14 protein-coding genes are annotated in these 17,371 nt (G+C 46.1%); 5 read left to right on the forward strand and 9 right to left on the reverse strand.

From position 1 onward, the window contains the following. Nucleotides 1-16: 16 nt before the first annotated feature. Complete coding sequence (locus L0991_13235) at nt 17-958, reverse strand: LysR family transcriptional regulator (GenBank protein XGB62325.1); 942 nt, start codon at nt 956-958, stop codon at nt 17-19. 153 nt (nt 959-1,111) lie between these two features. After that, the gene (locus tag L0991_13240; protein XGB62326.1) at nt 1,112-1,297 is read right to left on the reverse strand and encodes a hypothetical protein; all 186 of its coding nucleotides are present in this window, start codon (nt 1,295-1,297) and stop codon (nt 1,112-1,114) included. Between the two features lie 149 nt (nt 1,298-1,446). Here L0991_13240 and tusA point away from each other — a divergent pair, with 149 nt between their 5' ends. Continuing rightward, entirely contained in the window at nt 1,447-1,698 is a 252-nt protein-coding gene (gene tusA, locus L0991_13245; protein XGB62327.1) for a sulfurtransferase TusA, read from the forward strand. A gap of 83 nt (nt 1,699-1,781) precedes the next feature. Here the strand turns inward: tusA and L0991_13250 are convergent, their stop codons facing one another. Continuing rightward, a complete protein-coding gene (locus tag L0991_13250) occupies nt 1,782-2,036 on the reverse strand; it encodes a hypothetical protein (GenBank protein ID XGB62328.1) in 255 nt (84 codons plus the stop codon). 147 nt (nt 2,037-2,183) lie between these two features. Continuing rightward, on the reverse strand, nt 2,184-2,741 hold the full coding sequence (locus tag L0991_13255; GenBank protein XGB62329.1) for a TMEM165/GDT1 family protein: 558 nt from the start codon (nt 2,739-2,741) through the stop codon (nt 2,184-2,186). Between the two features lie 420 nt (nt 2,742-3,161). Here L0991_13255 and glyQ point away from each other — a divergent pair, with 420 nt between their 5' ends. The 4 genes from glyQ (at nt 3,162) to L0991_13275 (ending at nt 9,945) form a co-directional block, all read left to right on the forward strand. Continuing rightward, nucleotides 3,162-4,082 carry a glycine--tRNA ligase subunit alpha gene (gene glyQ / locus L0991_13260; GenBank protein ID XGB62330.1) on the forward strand — a complete coding sequence of 307 codons (921 nt, stop codon included), beginning with the start codon at nt 3,162-3,164 and terminating at the stop codon, nt 4,080-4,082. A 2-nt stretch (nt 4,083-4,084) separates the two neighbouring features. Next, the gene (gene glyS / locus L0991_13265) at nt 4,085-6,151 is read left to right on the forward strand and encodes a glycine--tRNA ligase subunit beta (protein ID XGB62331.1); all 2,067 of its coding nucleotides are present in this window, start codon (nt 4,085-4,087) and stop codon (nt 6,149-6,151) included. Nucleotides 6,152-6,353: 202 nt separating this feature from the next. Further along, entirely contained in the window at nt 6,354-8,441 is a 2,088-nt protein-coding gene (locus L0991_13270; protein XGB62332.1) for an alpha-amylase, read from the forward strand. Nucleotides 8,442-8,691: 250 nt separating this feature from the next. Further along, the gene (locus L0991_13275) at nt 8,692-9,945 is read left to right on the forward strand and encodes a valine--pyruvate transaminase (GenBank protein XGB62333.1); all 1,254 of its coding nucleotides are present in this window, start codon (nt 8,692-8,694) and stop codon (nt 9,943-9,945) included. 240 nt (nt 9,946-10,185) lie between these two features. Here the strand turns inward: L0991_13275 and L0991_13280 are convergent, their stop codons facing one another. The 5 genes from L0991_13280 to dnaA all read right to left on the reverse strand — a co-directional run bounded on the left by L0991_13280 (nt 10,186) and on the right by dnaA (nt 17,285). After that, the gene (locus L0991_13280; protein XGB62334.1) at nt 10,186-10,620 is read right to left on the reverse strand and encodes an Hsp20 family protein; all 435 of its coding nucleotides are present in this window, start codon (nt 10,618-10,620) and stop codon (nt 10,186-10,188) included. 503 nt (nt 10,621-11,123) lie between these two features. Next, nucleotides 11,124-13,541, reverse strand: coding sequence for a DNA topoisomerase (ATP-hydrolyzing) subunit B (gyrB, locus tag L0991_13285; protein XGB62335.1), 2,418 nt, complete (start codon nt 13,539-13,541; stop codon nt 11,124-11,126). Nucleotides 13,542-13,558: 17 nt separating this feature from the next. Continuing rightward, nucleotides 13,559-14,638 carry a DNA replication/repair protein RecF gene (gene recF / locus L0991_13290; GenBank protein XGB62336.1) on the reverse strand — a complete coding sequence of 360 codons (1,080 nt, stop codon included), beginning with the start codon at nt 14,636-14,638 and terminating at the stop codon, nt 13,559-13,561. Nucleotides 14,639-14,675: 37 nt separating this feature from the next. Beyond that, complete coding sequence (gene dnaN / locus L0991_13295; protein ID XGB62337.1) at nt 14,676-15,776, reverse strand: DNA polymerase III subunit beta; 1,101 nt, start codon at nt 15,774-15,776, stop codon at nt 14,676-14,678. A gap of 81 nt (nt 15,777-15,857) precedes the next feature. Beyond that, on the reverse strand, nt 15,858-17,285 hold the full coding sequence (gene dnaA / locus L0991_13300; GenBank protein ID XGB62338.1) for a chromosomal replication initiator protein DnaA: 1,428 nt from the start codon (nt 17,283-17,285) through the stop codon (nt 15,858-15,860). Nucleotides 17,286-17,371 lie beyond the last annotated feature (86 nt).

The following is a 17,371-nucleotide window of genomic DNA, read 5'->3' on the forward strand; positions in this document are numbered from 1 at the left end:
TTACCGACTATTAAGCCTAACCTAAGCCGACATCGGCAATCCGCTTTTGAATTAACTCACCACACTCTTCTTTGACCACTCTTCTCAACCATTGTTGTGATGCTGAAGAGTCGCAGCGTGAATGCCAAATCAACGAGTAATCAAACGGCATAAACTCGAATGGCAGCGGCTTAACGACTAAGTCATAACGCTCTGCAACTAAGTATGCCAAATCAGCCGGTACCGTAATCACTAACGGCATTCTATCAACAATCGCCAATGCCGCTTCAAGGTGATAAGCACGCAGTACCATTTTTCTCGGTTGTTGATTAGCTAACGCATTGTCCAGTAAAGCCTTTACACCATCACTGATCGCAATCATCGCATGAGGCAAACAGACATAATCCTCAAGGCTCAATGAACTGTCTGCCAAAGGGTGATTTTTAGAGAGTAAGCACGACACACCCACAGGGCCAAGGACCTCTTGATGAAGTGGCGCTACACTGCCACTTGGTCGGCAGATCGCCATATCGACGCGCTCGGTACTAAGCTGCTTAAACAAATGTTCATGCTGCAGCGGGGCGAATTCTAAAGAGATATTCGGTGCTTGCTCATAAATCTTCGGCAGCGCATACGGCAAGATGGTTTGCATCGCATAATCAGTGGTCGCAATTAGAAAGCGTTCACTGCAATAGTAAGGGTCAAAATCACTAGGGCTAAGTAACTGACGGAATGATTCCAAAGGCTGATCAATTCGCTGGCTGATCTCGAGCGCTTTTTTGGTCGGAATAAGATGTTGGCCCTGGCGAGTAAACAGAGGGTCATTGAGTAAATCTCTTAAGCGCCCTAGCACTCGGCTGGTTGCCGACTGACTCAAGTTAAGACGAAGCGCGGCTTGGCTAACGCTGCCCTCTTCAATCAATACCTTTAAGGCGACCAATAAATTAAGGTCTCTACGATAGATGTCTTCTAATTCCACGCCACTTACCTAGCTGAATACAATGATCATTGTTCACTAACTTGTTTATAGCATGCTTTAGATAAAAAAAATCCCGCAATTACGCGGGGAAGCCCAAGAAAATTTGGGGATAGTGTCGGAATGTCGTATCGGAATTTGTTTGCTGTACTTAGGTTAGTGCTCTTGCTCTTCGGCTACACCTTGCCAACGGCGCATCTCAACCCAAATACCAATAATCGTTGCTACTATGCCAAAAATAGGCATCAGTGAGGTCTCTGTCGATGAGCGTAAAACTAACGCACAAAAAGAAATAAAACAGAGAACCGAATAAATTGTTAATCTATCTAATCCTGTCAACATCGCCACTCCTTAGCTAGTTGCCTTCGTTTCAAGTTGTTATCAACTTGTTAACTAAGTTATAGGAAATGATTCTGTTTGCCAAGCACTTATTGCATATTTTTTCTGCAGACGTATTATTCACACGTTAGATAGATATAGAGATACAAACCATGACATTCAAACCTGAACTGGCAACCCATACTTTAGAAGCTGAAGGCCTGCGTTGCCCAGAGCCAGTAATGATGGTCAGGAAGACAATTAGAAACATGCAGGATGGCGATGTGTTACTGGTAAAAGCTGACGATCCTTCGACCACTCGAGACATCCCGAGCTTTTGTCGATTCATGGATCACCAGTTGGTAGGCCAAGAGACAGAAACGCTGCCATACCAGTATTTGATCAAAAAGGGATTGGAGGCGTAACGCCCCACCGAGAATCAAACATCAAAAAAGCCGCTAGTACCTTATGTTCTTAAGCAGAACTCAGAGTACCAGCGGCTTTTTGTTTATTCATCTCTAGACTTGGTTTGCAGATAATCAAGCTGTTGTTGTAGCGCTCGAATGTCTTTACGCATCGGAATAATATGCGCGACTCGAATCCAAGCCTCGACTGCAAGTCCAGTCATGATCATAGCGCCGGCGACCATTGGTAGCCACATGTCCGTCAGCACCATGCCTAATAGTGTAAGTGCAAGACCAAAGGTAAATAGATAGCTTTGGCTTTGTGGAGTAATACCCATATAACGCGTCAACATAATCATGCCCTCGTGTTCTTAACTCACAAGATTAAAATATCATGACAAGTATGACAGTTATATGTCCATTCGCTCGATAAACCCCACAATACTGTAAGAGTATGACCTACAACACATTACTCCACTGGTTGAGTATAATAAGACTCAAAACACTCATGAGTAAAACGCAGCAGCGATAGCCAAACCGACAAATAACAGGGCTGTAATCTTACGAATCAGATCGAGTGGCATCTTGTCTGCCGACAGCTTACCAATGATCACTACAGGTACATTCGCTAGCAACATGCCTATGGTTGTACCCAGAATCACCCACGCCAAGGCGTCGGCGTATTGCGCCCCTAGAATAGAAGTCGCAATCTGGGTCTTATCACCAATTTCAGCGATAAAAAACGCAATGAAGCTAGCGACAAAAGGACCACGGTTTGAGATCTGTTCGTCATCATCGAGCTTATCGGGAATCAGAATCCAGCCCGCCATTGCAATGAAACTGACCACCAGCACCCACTTTAAAACTTCTGGCGATAAATAATCAGCGACAACCACACCGAGCCACGCTGCAAGAGCATGATTGGCTATAGTGGCAAAGAAGATAGCCGCAATAATAGGTACCGGTTTTCGATATCGACTGGCTAATAAAAGGGATAGCAACTGGGTCTTATCACCGATCTCGGCTAAGACAACAGTTGTAATTGAAATTGCTAAAACGCTCACGACATGCTCATTTGGGATGGAGATTATTATATTTAACCAAAGACAAACCTCGCGCCCCATCCCGGTTCACGATGCTTGTCTAAGGTCTTGCTAAGCGCCACCAAGGTGGTGGTTGCCTCGAACGCCATGATGATTTTGCATCAATTATGTTGACGAACGAACTCATTCACTAGGATATGAACAAGTAAGCTACTCCCCAAAGACCGCGAGATTCTAATCACCCACGTAGTCAAAAACAAGTGTCAAACTTATCAAAATATCTACTTGCACCGAAAAACAAACAATAAAGGCAAAAAAATCCATTAAACGACATTTTAGACCACTAATTAAACAAGATTACCCCTACTCGCTTTACGAATATCTCGGTATACTCAGAGGTTATTTTTCTCATTCATTTAAAAGAATCGCGCGAACCTGACTATGCAAAAATACGATATCAAAACCTTCCAGGGAATGATCCTCGCGCTGCAGGATTACTGGGCTCAAAACGGTTGTACCATTGTTCAACCTCTAGATATGGAAGTAGGTGCAGGCACCTCTCACCCAATGACATGTCTAAGAGCACTTGGCCCAGAGCCAATGTCTACAGCTTACGTACAACCTTCACGTCGTCCTACTGATGGCCGTTACGGTGAAAACCCTAACCGTCTTCAGCACTACTACCAATTCCAAGTAGCGCTAAAACCATCGCCAGACAATATCCAAGAGTTGTACCTAGGCTCACTAGAGGTTCTTGGTGTTGACCCACTTGTTCACGACATTCGCTTCGTTGAAGATAACTGGGAAAACCCAACACTAGGTGCATGGGGTCTTGGTTGGGAAGTATGGCTAAACGGCATGGAAGTAACTCAGTTTACTTACTTCCAACAGGTTGGCGGCCTTGAGTGTAAGCCTGTAACAGGCGAGATCACTTACGGTATTGAGCGTCTAGCAATGTACATCCAGGAAGTAGACTCAGTTTACGACCTAGTATGGAACGTTGCACCAGACGGCTCTAACGTAACTTACGGTGACATCTTCCACCAAAACGAAGTTGAGCAATCAACGTACAACTTCGAACACGCAGACGTAGATTTCCTATTCGGTTTCTTCGACCAGTGTGAAAAAGAGTGTAAAGAGCTACTTGAGCTTGAGAAGCCACTTCCGCTTCCAGCTTACGAGCGCATTCTAAAAGCAGGCCACGCATTCAACATCCTTGATGCGCGCAAAGCTATCTCTGTAACAGAGCGTCAACGTTACATCCTTCGTATTCGCAACCTAACTAAATCAGTTGCTGAAGCATACTACGCATCACGTGAAGCACTTGGCTTCCCAATGTGCAAGAAGGACGAGGAGAAGTAATCATGGCTAAAGAATTTCTAATTGAACTAGGTACTGAAGAGCTACCACCAACGCAACTTCGCACTCTAGCAGAAGCATTCGCAGCAAACTTCGAAGCTGAGCTTAAAGGCGCAAACCTAGCGCACGAAGGCGTGAAGTGGTACGCAGCACCTCGTCGTCTTGCTCTTAAAGTAGCAGCACTGGCTGAAGGCCAAGAAGACAAAGTTGTTGAAAAACGCGGCCCTGCAGTTTCTGTAGCATTCGATGCTGACGGCAACGCAACAAAAGCTGCTCAAGGTTGGGCTCGTGGTAACGGCATCACGGTTGAAGAAGCTGACCGTCTAGTAACAGACAAAGGCGAGTGGCTTCTTTTCAAACAAGAAGTAAAAGGCCAAGCAACGTCTGAAATCGTTGTTGAGCTAGCGGCTAAAGCTCTAGGTAACCTGCCTATCGCTAAGCCAATGCGCTGGGGTAACAAGACGACTCAGTTCATCCGTCCGGTTAAAACACTGACTATGCTAATGGGCGCTGACCTTATCGAAGGTGAGATTCTAGGCGTAGCATCTGGCCGCACTATCCGTGGTCACCGATTCATGGGTGAACAAGAGTTCACTATCGATTCTGCAGAGCAATACCCAGCGATCCTAGAAGAGCGCGGTAAAGTAATGGCAGATTACGAAGCGCGTAAGGCAATCATCCTAGCTGATTCGCAAAAAGCAGCAGCAGCGGTTGGCGGTAAAGCTGACCTAGAAGATGACCTTGTTGAAGAAGTAACGTCTCTGGTTGAATGGCCAGTAGTACTAACAGCTAAGTTTGAAGAAGAGTTCCTAAAAGTTCCTTCTGAAGCTTTGGTTTACACCATGAAGGGTGACCAAAAATACTTCCCTGTTTACGATGAAAACAAGAAACTACTTCCTAACTTTATCTTCGTATCAAACATTGAGTCTAAAGAGCCTCGCCATGTTATCGAAGGTAACGAGAAGGTTGTACGCCCACGTCTTGCTGATGCTGAATTCTTCTTCAACACAGACCGTAAGCGTCCTCTAATCGACCGTCTTCCAGAACTAGACCAAGCTATCTTCCAGAAGCAGCTTGGTACTATCAAAGACAAAACAGACCGCATCACAGAGCTTGCTGGCTATATTGCTGAGCAGATCGATGCTGACGTTGAGAAATCTAAGCGCGCAGGTCTACTAGCGAAATGTGACCTAATGACCTCTATGGTATTCGAATTCACGGATACTCAGGGTGTTATGGGCATGCACTACGCGACTCACGATGGTGAAGACGAGCAAGTTGCACTAGCACTTTACGAGCAGTACATGCCTCGTTTCGCAGGTGATGACCTACCAAGCACTGGCATTTCTTCTGCAGTAGCAATGGCAGACAAGCTAGACACTATCGTAGGTATCTTCGGTATTGGCCAGGCTCCAAAAGGTTCTGACCCATTTGCTCTACGTCGTGCATCACTAGGTGTACTACGTATTATCGTTGAAAACGGCTACAACCTAGACCTAACAGATCTGATCGCAAAAGCGAAAGAACTACTAGGCGACAAGCTAACCAACGACAACGTAGAAGCTGACGTTATCGACTTCATGCTAGGTCGTTTCCGCGCATGGTACCAAGATGCTGGTTTCAGCGTGGATATCATCCAGGCAGTACTAGCTAACCGTCCAACTAAGCCAACTGACTTTGACCAACGTGTTAAAGCGGTTTCTCACTTCCGTGAACTAGAAGCGGCAGAAGCACTAGCAGCAGCGAACAAACGTGTAGGTAACATCCTTGCGAAATTCGATGGTGAGCTAGCAGCAGATATCGATCTAGCACTTCTTCAAGAAGATGCAGAGAAAGCACTGGCTGAAAACGTTGCTGTAATGACAGAAGCACTAGAGCCAGCATTCGCGACAGGTAACTACCAAGAAGCCCTAAGCAAGCTAGCAGCTCTACGTGAGCCTGTTGATGCGTTCTTCGATAACGTAATGGTTATGGCTGATGACGAAGCACTTAAGAAGAACCGTCTGACACTACTGAATAACCTACGTAACCTGTTCCTACAGATTGCTGACATCTCTCTACTACAAAAATAAGTACGAGTGAGAAAGCTGTTCAAAGCGATGCTCTGAGCAACAAAAGGTAAACACCCAAAGGGAAGCGAAAGCTTCCCTTTTTGTTTTTGTGAACCAAGCATTTGTTTGTAGAGGTGTTATTGATTAACTGAATGAATCAGCACTCAGACTGTATAGGGCATTGTTTGCTATAACTGACCTGTTTATTCAGGGGAAGGGAACAATGAAAAAAACAGTACTCGCACTTTCAATGCTTGCACTCAGCGCATGCAGCCAAACCAGCGACAACAACCTATTACTGACGATTGATAACGAGACCGTGGTATTCGAATCGTCAGGCAAAGGCACTGTAATCGCAGAACAGGAACTCGCTAAAGGTAGCTATACCTTCTCTATCAGCGACAGTAAAAATACCTGTGGCACCAACTATGCACTGGCGGAAGAGAGTCGCATTAAATTCAATAAACCCCTTCGCCTAGACGATTGCGCTGAGAAATCAGAGCTCGCTATTAAGGTCTTTCGCGCGAATACCTACCAATTTACACTCAACCCGCAAACCAATGAGTTAACGGTTCAAATAAAACCAAAACAGCAACAAGCCCAAAGCTTTGCTTGTCCGGTTCCTAGTGACGGGCCAACCACCATCAATGTTGCTCAAACCTTTGATGATGGCACCTTGATCAGAGATGCCCTTTCCGGAATACAAACAACGGTCACTAACGGCAGTATCACCATACAACCAGCTGAAAGTAGCCAAGGCGTCTTATTACTAGAAAAGGTTGAGCCTGAAACCAAAGCAGATTTTAGTTGGGATAATGCCACGGTCTACTTCGTGATGACCGACCGCTTCCACAACGGCAACCCTGACAACGACAATAGCTACGGCCGTAGCCAAGACGGACACGATGAAATCGGCACATTCCATGGCGGTGACCTAGCAGGCTTAACCGAAAAACTCGACTACATAGAGTCACTCGGTGCTAATGCTATCTGGATTACCTCTCCCTTAGAGCAGATACATGGTTGGGTTGGCGGCGGTGACCGTGGTGATTTCAAACATTATGGCTACCATGGTTACTACCATCAAGATTGGACCAAACTTGATGGCAACATGGGTACCGAAGACGAGCTAAAAACCTTCATCGATACTGCGCACAGCAAAGGTATTCGTGTCGTTTGGGACATAGTCATGAACCATACTGGCTACGCTACCCTGGCCGATATGCAGGAGTTCGACTTTGGTAAGCTCAACCTGAGTGATGAAGAAGCAACAAAAACGCTTGGTGATAACTGGACAGATTGGCAACCCGCAAAAGGTCAGAACTGGCACTACTTCAACAACTACATCTCTTACGGCGATAAAGAAGCGTGGGAAAAGTGGTGGGGCAAAGCCTGGCTGCGCAGCGATATCGGTGCTTACGACTCTCCGGGTTACAACAACCTGACCATGTCATTGGCGCACTTACCTGATTTCAAAACAGAATCGACGGAAACCACAGGGCTACCAAACTTCTATCGCAACAAATCCACCAGCGCGACTGATGAACTCAAAACACCCCGTGACCACCTCATCACTTGGCTTTCAGACTGGGTTCGTGAATACGGCGTGGATGGTTTTAGAGTCGATACCGCAAAACACGTTGAGCTCGAAGCCTGGGCAGAGCTAAAAGAGAGCGCCAACCAAGCACTGGCTGAATGGAAACAGAATAACCCTGACAAAGCCTTAGATGACTTACCATTTTGGATGACCGGCGAAGTGTGGGCACACAGCGTGGTGAAATCAGATTACTTCGCCAACGGATTTGATTCGATCATCAACTTCGAATTCCAGAGTGATATCGCACCAAAGGCGCTCAAATGTTTGTCTGATCTCGACGCTGATTACCTTCGCTACGCAGAGAAGATCAACAGTGACAGCGAGTTCAACGTGTTGAGTTACTTATCCTCTCACGACACCTCGCTATTCTGGACGCAGCACGGCAGTGACTTTGCCAAACAGACCAAAGCGGCAAACGCATTGATGTTGGCTCCGGGTGCAGTCCAGATCTATTACGGAGATGAAATCGCCCGTGATTTCGGCCCAACGGGTTCCGACCCTATGCAGGGTACTCGTTCAGACATGCCTTGGGAGCAAATAGCCGGAGAGCGAGCTGAGCTGTTAAAGCACTGGCAAGCACTTGGCCAATTCCGTCAGCGCCACCCAGCTGTCGCGCAAGGGAAGCACATTATCCGCAACAGCAAGGGCTATTACGCCTTCGAACGTCAATACGAAGATGACAAGGTGTTGGTTGTGTATACCGGAGCGAAATAAGCCAGTAGGTTTAAACAGTCAAAACTCATGGAGAAGCTTAGGCTTCTCCTTTTTGATCTCAAAAACCAGTGCAATAAGCAAGCAGTCACTCATTAGCCAAACTTTATAGAAGTTTTTTACGTGTTAGAGCATTTGGCGCTATGCGTCGCAAAAACATTGCGGTATGTTCAAGGATTACACTGATGGCAGACATAAGGTCTGCCTTAATGACACATAACAAGCAATCACAATGAATTAGGTAAAATAAGTAATGCAGTTCTCTAAGTTTGGTGAAAAGTTTAATCGTTACTCTGGAATCACTCGTTTGATGGATGATTTGAATGATGGCCTGCGCACTCCTGGCGCAATCATGCTTGGTGGTGGCAACCCAGCCGCTATCCCTGCCATGCTCGATTACTTTAACCAAGCCAGTGCAAACATGCTCGCCAGTGGAGAACTCATCGCCGCCCTCGCCAACTACGATGGCCCACAAGGCAAAGACAGCTTTATTAAGTCTCTAGCGGCAATGCTGAAAGAGACCTATGGCTGGGATATCAGCGAGAAGAACATCAGCCTAACTAACGGCAGCCAAAGCGGCTTCTTCTACCTGTTCAACCTACTAGCAGGCCAACAACCTGACGGTTCTCACAAGAAAATCTTGCTGCCAATCGCACCCGAATACATCGGCTACGGTGACGCAGGGATTGATGACGATATTTTTATCTCTTACCACCCTGAGATCGAGCTGCTAGAAAACCGCCAGTTCAAATACCACGTCGATTTCGAACAGCTAAAAGTGGATGACTCAGTCGCTGCTATCTGTGCATCTCGCCCAACCAACCCAACCGGTAACGTACTGACCGACGAAGAAGTGCGTAAACTGGATAAGCTGGCGCGTGACAACAACATCCCACTGCTGATCGACAATGCTTACGGCCTACCATTTCCAAACATCATCTTTGAAGATGTGGAACCATTCTGGAATGAAAACACGATTCTGTGCATGAGCCTTTCTAAGCTTGGTTTGCCAGGTGTGCGTTGTGGTATCGTGATTGCGAGCGAAGAAGTAACCCAAGCGCTAACCAACATGAATGGCATCATCAGCTTAGCACCAAACAGTGTAGGCCCTGCTATCGCCAACCACATGATTGAAAACGATGACCTGCTGCGCTTAAGCAGCGAAGTGATCAAGCCTTTCTATAAAGAGAAGTCTTTGCGCGCCGTTGAACTGCTGCAAGAAGCGATTGATGACCCACGTTTCCGTATTCACAAACCTGAAGGCGCTATCTTCTTGTGGCTATGGTTTGATGAACTACCAATCACCACCATGGAACTGTACGACAGATTAAAAGCTCGCGGTGTATTGATTGTTCCAGGTGAATACTTCTTTATCGGCCAAGAAGACGAGTGGGATCATGCTCATCAGTGCCTACGTATGAACTACGTACAAGACGATGAAGCAATGCAGAAGGGTATTGCGATCATTGCTGAAGAAGTGAAAAAGGCTTACAGCGAAAGCAAATAGAGATTCCCTATTCGGTCGTTCCTCCCTCTGTGGAATGACGTTAGAGAGAGACAAACAAAAAGAGCACCTCATAGGTGCTCTTTCACTTTTACTTCCCGATAGTTTTGTCACTTGAATACCCTAAATAATTGGGGGTTCAGCTAGGCGACTAGAAAATTCAGCCCTATGAGCATAGGGAACCTATGTGATTAGGGGGAATTTACGACGTCAACAACGCTGTAGATTCAAGTATGACGGGTATTAACCTTCTAGTAGGCTATTACCATTGATTGCAATCTTACGTGGTTGCATCGCTTCTGGGATTTCGCGCTCTAGGTCGATGTGAAGAAGACCATTTTCCATACTCGCACCTACCACTTTTACGTAGTCTGCTAGTTGGAATTTACGCTCGAAATCACGCTCTGCGATACCTTGGTACACATAGGTTTTTTCTGCTTCAGGTTTACGCTCACCTTTAACAATTAGCATGTTCTCTTTCTGAGTCAGGTCTAATTGGTCATCAGCAAAACCAGCAACAGCCATAGTGATACGGTAGTTGTTCTCGTCTTTTTGCTCGATGTTGTATGGAGGGTAACCGCCAGAAGTATTCTTCGATGTGTTCGCTTCCATCATGTTGAATAGACGATCGAAGCCGATTGCGTTGCGGTAAAGTGGAGTGAAATCTACAGTTCTCATAATGCTATCCTTTTAGTAAGCAATAGTCTTAGCTGCGAATTTTACTTAGATCGAACCTGTGTATGAGACCAAGTAAACAGCTAAGAGATTCAATTTGCATTCCTCGGGTTTCACCTCTATTGGCGACAACACTGGGACATGACAGTGAATCAATTTTTAAGTTGTGTGCTGCTAAAGTTATCCTCTGTTGAGCGATACTTCGTCAGCGGTAATGAAGGTTCTGTTTCTTCTCTTGTAGAGCAAGACAGTCATCCTCTTCACAAATAGATATATGGATTAAGCAAAATAGTTTCAAGGGATTATTTTCAATTATTTTTGCAATTCAATATTTTTCAATCACTTAAAAACAAAAAAGACCGCCATTTCTGACAGTCTCTTTAAAATCTTTAGATTATTTTTATCGAAGCTAGATGAGCTTAGTTCAAGGAGAAGGCGCGGAATTTATAAGCATAAATGAGCACCTTCGACACAGAAATCAGTTCATCCAACGAAGAGAAAACAATCTAAACGTCTAAGTTGGCTACTTTCAATGCATTCTCTTCGATGAAGTTACGACGAGGCTCAACTTGGTCACCCATTAGCGTCGTGAACAGTTGGTCAGCGCCAACCGCATCTTCAATCGTTACTTGCATCATGCGACGTGTCTCTGGGTCCATTGTGGTTTCCCAAAGCTGATCTGGGTTCATCTCACCTAGACCTTTGTATCGTTGTAGGCTTAGACCACGACGAGACTCTTTAATCAACCAGTTCAACGCTTCAACAAAGTTTGATACTGCTTGAGTACGCTCACCACGTTTGATGTAAGCACCCTCTTCAATCAGGCCATCTAACGCTTCTGATAGGCTTGCTAGCTTGCCGTACTCTTTCGAGTTAAACAGATCAACGCTTAGCGCGTGTTCGTGTGTCACACCGTGAGTACGAACCACAATCTTAGGTAGGCTTAGACCTAGCTCTTCATGCTTCTCAACTTCTAGAGAGTACTGGCTTGCACCAACCTCTTTCGCGTTCAGTTGTTCTACTAGCTGCTTGCCCCATGCCTCTACTGCTGACTCATCGTGACACTGCTCTGCAGTTAGACGAGGCATGTAGATCATTTCATGCATTAGAGCATGTGGGTAACGGCGGCTCATACGCTCCACTAGCTTGATACCAGAGTTGTATTGCTGAACTAGCTTTTCTAGTGCTTCACCTGCCAATGCTGGTGCATCAGGGTTTACGTGTAGCGCTGCGTTGTCTAGAGCCAATGCCACTTGGTATTGGTTCATTGCATCTTCATCTTTGATGTACTGCTCTTGCTTACCTTTCTTCACTTTGTAAAGCGGTGGCTGAGCAATGTAGATGTAGCCACGCTCAATAAGCTCTGGCATTTGACGGTAGAAGAAGGTCAATAGTAGCGTACGAATGTGCGAACCATCGACATCGGCATCGGTCATGATGATGATGTTGTGGTAACGCAGCTTATCTGGGTTGTATTCGTCGCGGCCGATACCACAGCCAAGAGCAGTGATCAGCGTTGCTACCTCTTGTGAAGAAAGCATCTTGTCGAAACGTGCTTTCTCTACGTTTAGGATCTTACCTTTTAGTGGAAGAATCGCTTGGTTCTTACGGTTACGGCCTTGTTTTGCGGAGCCGCCTGCCGAGTCACCCTCCACTATGTATAGTTCAGACAGTGCAGGGTCTTTTTCCTGACAGTCTGCAAGCTTGCCTGGTAGGCCCGCTAGGTCTAAAGCACCTTTACGGCGAGTCATTTCACGTGCTTTACGCGCTGCATCACGAGCTCGTGCTGCATCGATAATTTTAGTACAAACGGTTTTCGCTTCTGTTGGGTTCTCGATCAGGAACTCAGACAGTTTTTCACCCATCGCTTGTTCAACGGCAGATTTCACTTCAGAAGAAACCAGCTTGTCTTTAGTTTGGCTAGAGAACTTAGGATCTGGCACTTTTACCGAGATAACTGCAGTCAGACCTTCACGAGCATCATCACCCGATGTTGCTGTCTTCGCTTTCTTAGAGAAGCCTTCCTTATCCATGAAGCTGTTCAGAGTACGCGTCAGCGCAGCACGGAAACCAGCAAGGTGAGTACCACCATCACGTTGAGGTATGTTATTGGTGAAACAGTAGATGTTCTCTTGGTAACCATCGTTCCATTGCATTGCTACTTCAACAGTAATGCCATCTTCACGTTCGTGGTCGAAGTGGAAGATTTTTTGGATGATTGGTGTTTTGTTGGTGTTTAGGTGATCAACGAACGCCTGAATACCACCTTCAAACATGAAGTGATCCGATTTATCTTCTTCACGCTCATCAATTAGCTTGATAGAAACGCCTGAGTTTAGGAACGACAGTTCACGTAGACGTTTAGCTAGAATATCGTAGTGGAAAAGTACATTTGAGAATGTCTCTTCACTTGGCCAGAAACGGATTTCTGTACCCGTTTTGTCCGTATCACCAATCACAGCTAGTGGCGCTTGAGGCTCACCGTGGTGGTACGTTTGAGTATGGATTTGACCACCGCGGTGGATAGTAAGAGTAACCTGCTTAGACAGTGCATTTACTACTGAAACACCTACACCGTGCAAGCCACCTGATACCTTGTATGAGTTATCATCGAACTTACCACCAGCGTGAAGAACCGTCATGATTACTTCAGCAGCAGACACGTTCTCTTCTGGGTGAATTTCAGTTGGAATACCACGGCCGTCATCGCGTACCGATACTGAATTGTCTTCATGGATAGTAACAATGATGTCATTACAGTGACCAGCAAGCGCTTCATCAATAGAGTTATCTACTACCTCGAAGACCATGTGGTGCAGACCGGTACCATCATCCGTGTCGCCAATGTACATTCCAGGACGCTTACGAACCGCATCCAGACCCTTCAGTACCTTAATACTCGATGAATCGTAATTATCTGACATAGTTACTCTCTGACTAATTATCCTTGCTCTATTTTGCCATGTTCCACATGAAACATCCTGCTATTTTCATCATGCATATCTGCAATCTGATCAGCGGTAATAGAGCTTACAAAAACTTGAGCCTCGGTCGCCTTTAAACACTCAGCAAGACGTGCGCGGCGTTGGCTATCTAATTCGGAAGCGAAGTCATCTATTAAATAGATGCACTGCTTACCTGTCATTTGAGTGAGGTGCTGCCCTTGTGCTACTCGCAACGCACACACCATCAACTTCAATTGACCTCGTGACAAGACATCTTCCACTGGAGTGCCGTTCACTTTTATCTTCAGGTCCGCTTTGTTTGGTCCACTAAAGGTGTAACCAAGCTGCTGATCCCTTTCAAAATTCTTCTCTAATATCTCGGCGTATGGGGTATCTTTGTCCCAGCCGCGATAATAGTTAATCTTTATCTCAAACTCAGGTAGGAAGGTCGCGCAGATCTCTTCGGCGACTTCTTTAAGCTGATTGACGTAGGTGGCACGCCACTCACTGATGCTTTCCGCTAAACAGGCCAGTTCTTGGTCCCAGTAGCTCAGCTCTCGATAGTGTGTTGCCGTTTTCAATAAGGCGTTTCGCTGCTTATTGAGGCGCTTTACCCTGCCCCATGCATCATAGAAACCCGATTCACTGTGGAAGACTCCCCAATCAATGAATGCGCGTCGATGCTTAGGTCCATCTGTCAGTAAATCAAACCCTTCCGGGTGAATCAACTGCAAAGGTAAGACTTGCGCTAACTGCGCGAGTTTTTGCCCAGTTTGACCGCTTATTTTAACCTCTGTTGTACCATCGCGCTGCTTATTAATGCCAATTGGCAGCTCAAATTGATCCGAGGTCATAAAACGGCCGTGCACAAACAGCTCGCTACACTCATTTTGTATGATGCGTCCCGTTAGGGAACTCTTAAATGAGCGACCGTGGCCGAGCAGATATACCGCTTCAAGGACACTGGTTTTACCGCTTCCGTTAGGCCCTATAAGAAAGTTAAAGCCTGATGACGGTTGAATGTCACAGGCTTCAATATTTCTAAACTGCTTAACGATTAGACGAGAGAGTGGCATAGCATCATCATATTAATCATTAACGATGGCACCAACTCTATAGACGGATTGGCATAACAACGTACATTGCGCTGTCATCTTGTGCATTTTCAATCAAGGCACTCGCGTTCGCGTCTGACATTGAGATACGAACCTGTTCACAACGCAGTGTATTCAATACATCAAGTACATAGCTTACGTTGAAGCCGATCTCTAGCGCGTCACCATCATAAGTCACGTCTAGCATCTCTTCGGCTTCTTCTTGCTCTGGGTTGTTGGCGGTAATGCGCATCTCGCTATCTGCAAGGTTCACGCGAACACCACGGAATTTTTCATTCGACAGAATCGCTGCACGAGAGAACGCTGAACGTAGTTCATCACAGCCAGCTTCTAGTGTCTTGGTGGTATTTTGCGGCATTACGCGGCGATAATCAGGGAAGCGACCATCAACCAGCTTCGAAGTGAAGACATAGTTGTTCACTTCAGCACGCACGTTTGAGTTACCAATTTGCAGCGTTACTGGTTGCTCAGGCGCATCCAATAGCTTCACTAGCTCTTGCACACCTTTACGAGGCACGATGATCTGCTTCTGTGCAAAATCAGCACCAAGCTGAGCTTGCGATACCGCCATACGGTGACCATCAGTCGCCACACTGCGTAAAGTCGAACCTTCAATCTCAAACAACATACCGTTGAGGTAGTAACGAACGTCTTGGTTCGCCATTGAGAATTGAGTTTTTTCGATAAGACCACGCAGTTCAGCTTGTGTCACAGACACTTCAACTTCGCTGCTCCAGTCTTCAATATTAGGAAAATCGGCCGCTGGCAAAGTTGCCAGTGAAAAACGGCTACGACCAGAGCGTACTTGAACACGGTCGCCATCCAATACCACAGTGATCACTGAGTTATCAGGTAAACCACGGCAGATATCTAGGAATTTACGAGAAGGTACTGTAATGCTGCCCGCTTCGAAATCACCTTCAAGCGTTACACGGCTAATCAGTTCAACTTCTAGGTCCGTTGCTGTCATCGACAACACGTTATCTTCTACCTTAATCAGTAGGTTTCCTAGAATTGGAAGTGTTGGCCTGCCACCTAGCGCGCCAGACACTTGTTGTAACGGCTTAATCAGATGACTACGTTCAATGGTAAATTTCATATCTTGCTCTTACGGTCTAAATGGCACGCAACATAGGTGCGTGACCAAGATTCTGCTTATTAAGGTTAAGAATACTGTGTATTAAGAAGAAAGGGTACGAATCAAGTTCGAATAATCTTCTTTAATGTCGTGGCTCTCTTCACGCAGCTGAGCAATCTTACGGCAAGCGTGCAGTACCGTGGTGTGGTCACGACCACCAAATGCATCACCAATCTCAGGCAAGCTGTGGTTAGTCAGCTCTTTCGCCAATGCCATCGCCAATTGACGTGGACGAGCAACAGAACGAGAGCGACGCTTAGACAGCAGGTCCGCCACTTTGATTTTGTAGTACTCAGCAACGGTCTTCTGAATATTATCGATAGTAACCAGCTTCTCTTGCAGTGCCAGTAGATCACGTAGCGCTTCACGCACGAAATCGATAGTGATTGGACGACCAGTGAAGTTCGCATTCGCGATAACACGGTTCAGTGCGCCTTCGAGCTCACGAACGTTAGAACGCAGACGCTTAGCAATAAAGAATGCCACTTCATCTGCAAGGTGGATTTGATGGTCTTCTGCTTTCTTCATTAAGATCGCAACACGCGTCTCAAGCTCTGGTGGCTCGATCGCAACCGTCAAACCCCAACCGAAACGAGATTTAAGACGATCTTCTACGCCGTTGATCTCTTTTGGATAACGGTCAGAAGTTAGGATGATCTGTTGGTTGCCTTCAAGCAGCGCATTAAAGGTATGGAAGAACTCTTCTTGAGAACGCTCTTTATTCGCGAAGAATTGGATGTCATCGATAAGCAATGCATCAACACTACGGTAGTAGCGTTTGAATTCTTCGATCGCATTGTTTTGTAGCGCTTTAACCATATCCTGAACAAAACGCTCAGAGTGCATGTAAACCACTTTTGCATTCGGCTTGCCATCAACAATGGCATTACCTACCGCGTGCAACAAGTGAGTTTTACCTAGGCCGGTGCCACCGTATAGAAATAGTGGGTTGTATGCCGCGCCTGGGTTATCTGCCACCTGACGTGCTGCAGCCAAACCAAGTTGGTTCGACTTACCCTCAACGAAGTTATTGAACTTGTGCTTAGGGTTGACGTTTGAACGGTGGTTGATGTCCACATCCACAGGCTCTTCATCGCGCCATGTGTTATGAACAGGCTTACGAGCTTGCAGCTGTGCAGGCGCCGAAGACTCTGCCGCTACATCTGCAGCAGTACGAGTTGGCGCAGGAGCCGATGCAGGTGTTGCCGGCTTAGGTGCCGATACACGCTTGCTGCCTACTTCAAAATGCAGATGCGGGATATCGTTGCCGCAATATTCTTGCAGCAGACGGTTAATGCTATTTAAGTACTTATCACGAACCCAATCGAGTACGAAACGGTTCGGTGCAAATAGAGTTAGAGTATTGTCATTGAGCTCCGCTTGTAACGGACGAACCCACATACTGAATTCTGTAGCTGGTAACTCTTCTTGAAGCTGTTGCAAACACTGCAACCAAAGCGAAGATGACACGGTGCCCCCACTCTATTTAAGTAATATGAAATGACTGCTAATTTTACCTGTTGATAAGTCAGATCACCAGCAATTGATCACAGATC

Origin of the sequence: Vibrio chagasii (genome assembly GCA_041879415.1) — a bacterium.
GTDB lineage: Bacteria > Pseudomonadota > Gammaproteobacteria > Enterobacterales > Vibrionaceae > Vibrio.

Excerpts from the sequence above, each read along its gene's own strand:
- L0991_13240 (XGB62326.1), bottom strand. The coding sequence starts at position 1,297 with ATGTTGACAGGATTAGATAGATTAACAATTTATTCGGTTCTCTGTTTT.
- tusA (XGB62327.1), top strand. The coding sequence starts at position 1,447 with ATGACATTCAAACCTGAACTGGCAACCCATACTTTAGAAGCTGAAGGC.
- L0991_13250 (XGB62328.1), bottom strand. The coding sequence starts at position 2,036 with ATGATTATGTTGACGCGTTATATGGGTATTACTCCACAAAGCCAAAGC.
- glyQ (XGB62330.1), top strand. The coding sequence starts at position 3,162 with ATGCAAAAATACGATATCAAAACCTTCCAGGGAATGATCCTCGCGCTG.
- glyS (XGB62331.1), top strand. The coding sequence starts at position 4,085 with ATGGCTAAAGAATTTCTAATTGAACTAGGTACTGAAGAGCTACCACCA.
- L0991_13270 (XGB62332.1), top strand. The coding sequence starts at position 6,354 with ATGAAAAAAACAGTACTCGCACTTTCAATGCTTGCACTCAGCGCATGC.
- L0991_13275 (XGB62333.1), top strand. The coding sequence starts at position 8,692 with ATGCAGTTCTCTAAGTTTGGTGAAAAGTTTAATCGTTACTCTGGAATC.
- L0991_13280 (XGB62334.1), bottom strand. The coding sequence starts at position 10,620 with ATGAGAACTGTAGATTTCACTCCACTTTACCGCAACGCAATCGGCTTC.
- gyrB (XGB62335.1), bottom strand. The coding sequence starts at position 13,541 with ATGTCAGATAATTACGATTCATCGAGTATTAAGGTACTGAAGGGTCTG.
- recF (XGB62336.1), bottom strand. The coding sequence starts at position 14,638 with ATGCCACTCTCTCGTCTAATCGTTAAGCAGTTTAGAAATATTGAAGCC.
- dnaN (XGB62337.1), bottom strand. The coding sequence starts at position 15,776 with ATGAAATTTACCATTGAACGTAGTCATCTGATTAAGCCGTTACAACAA.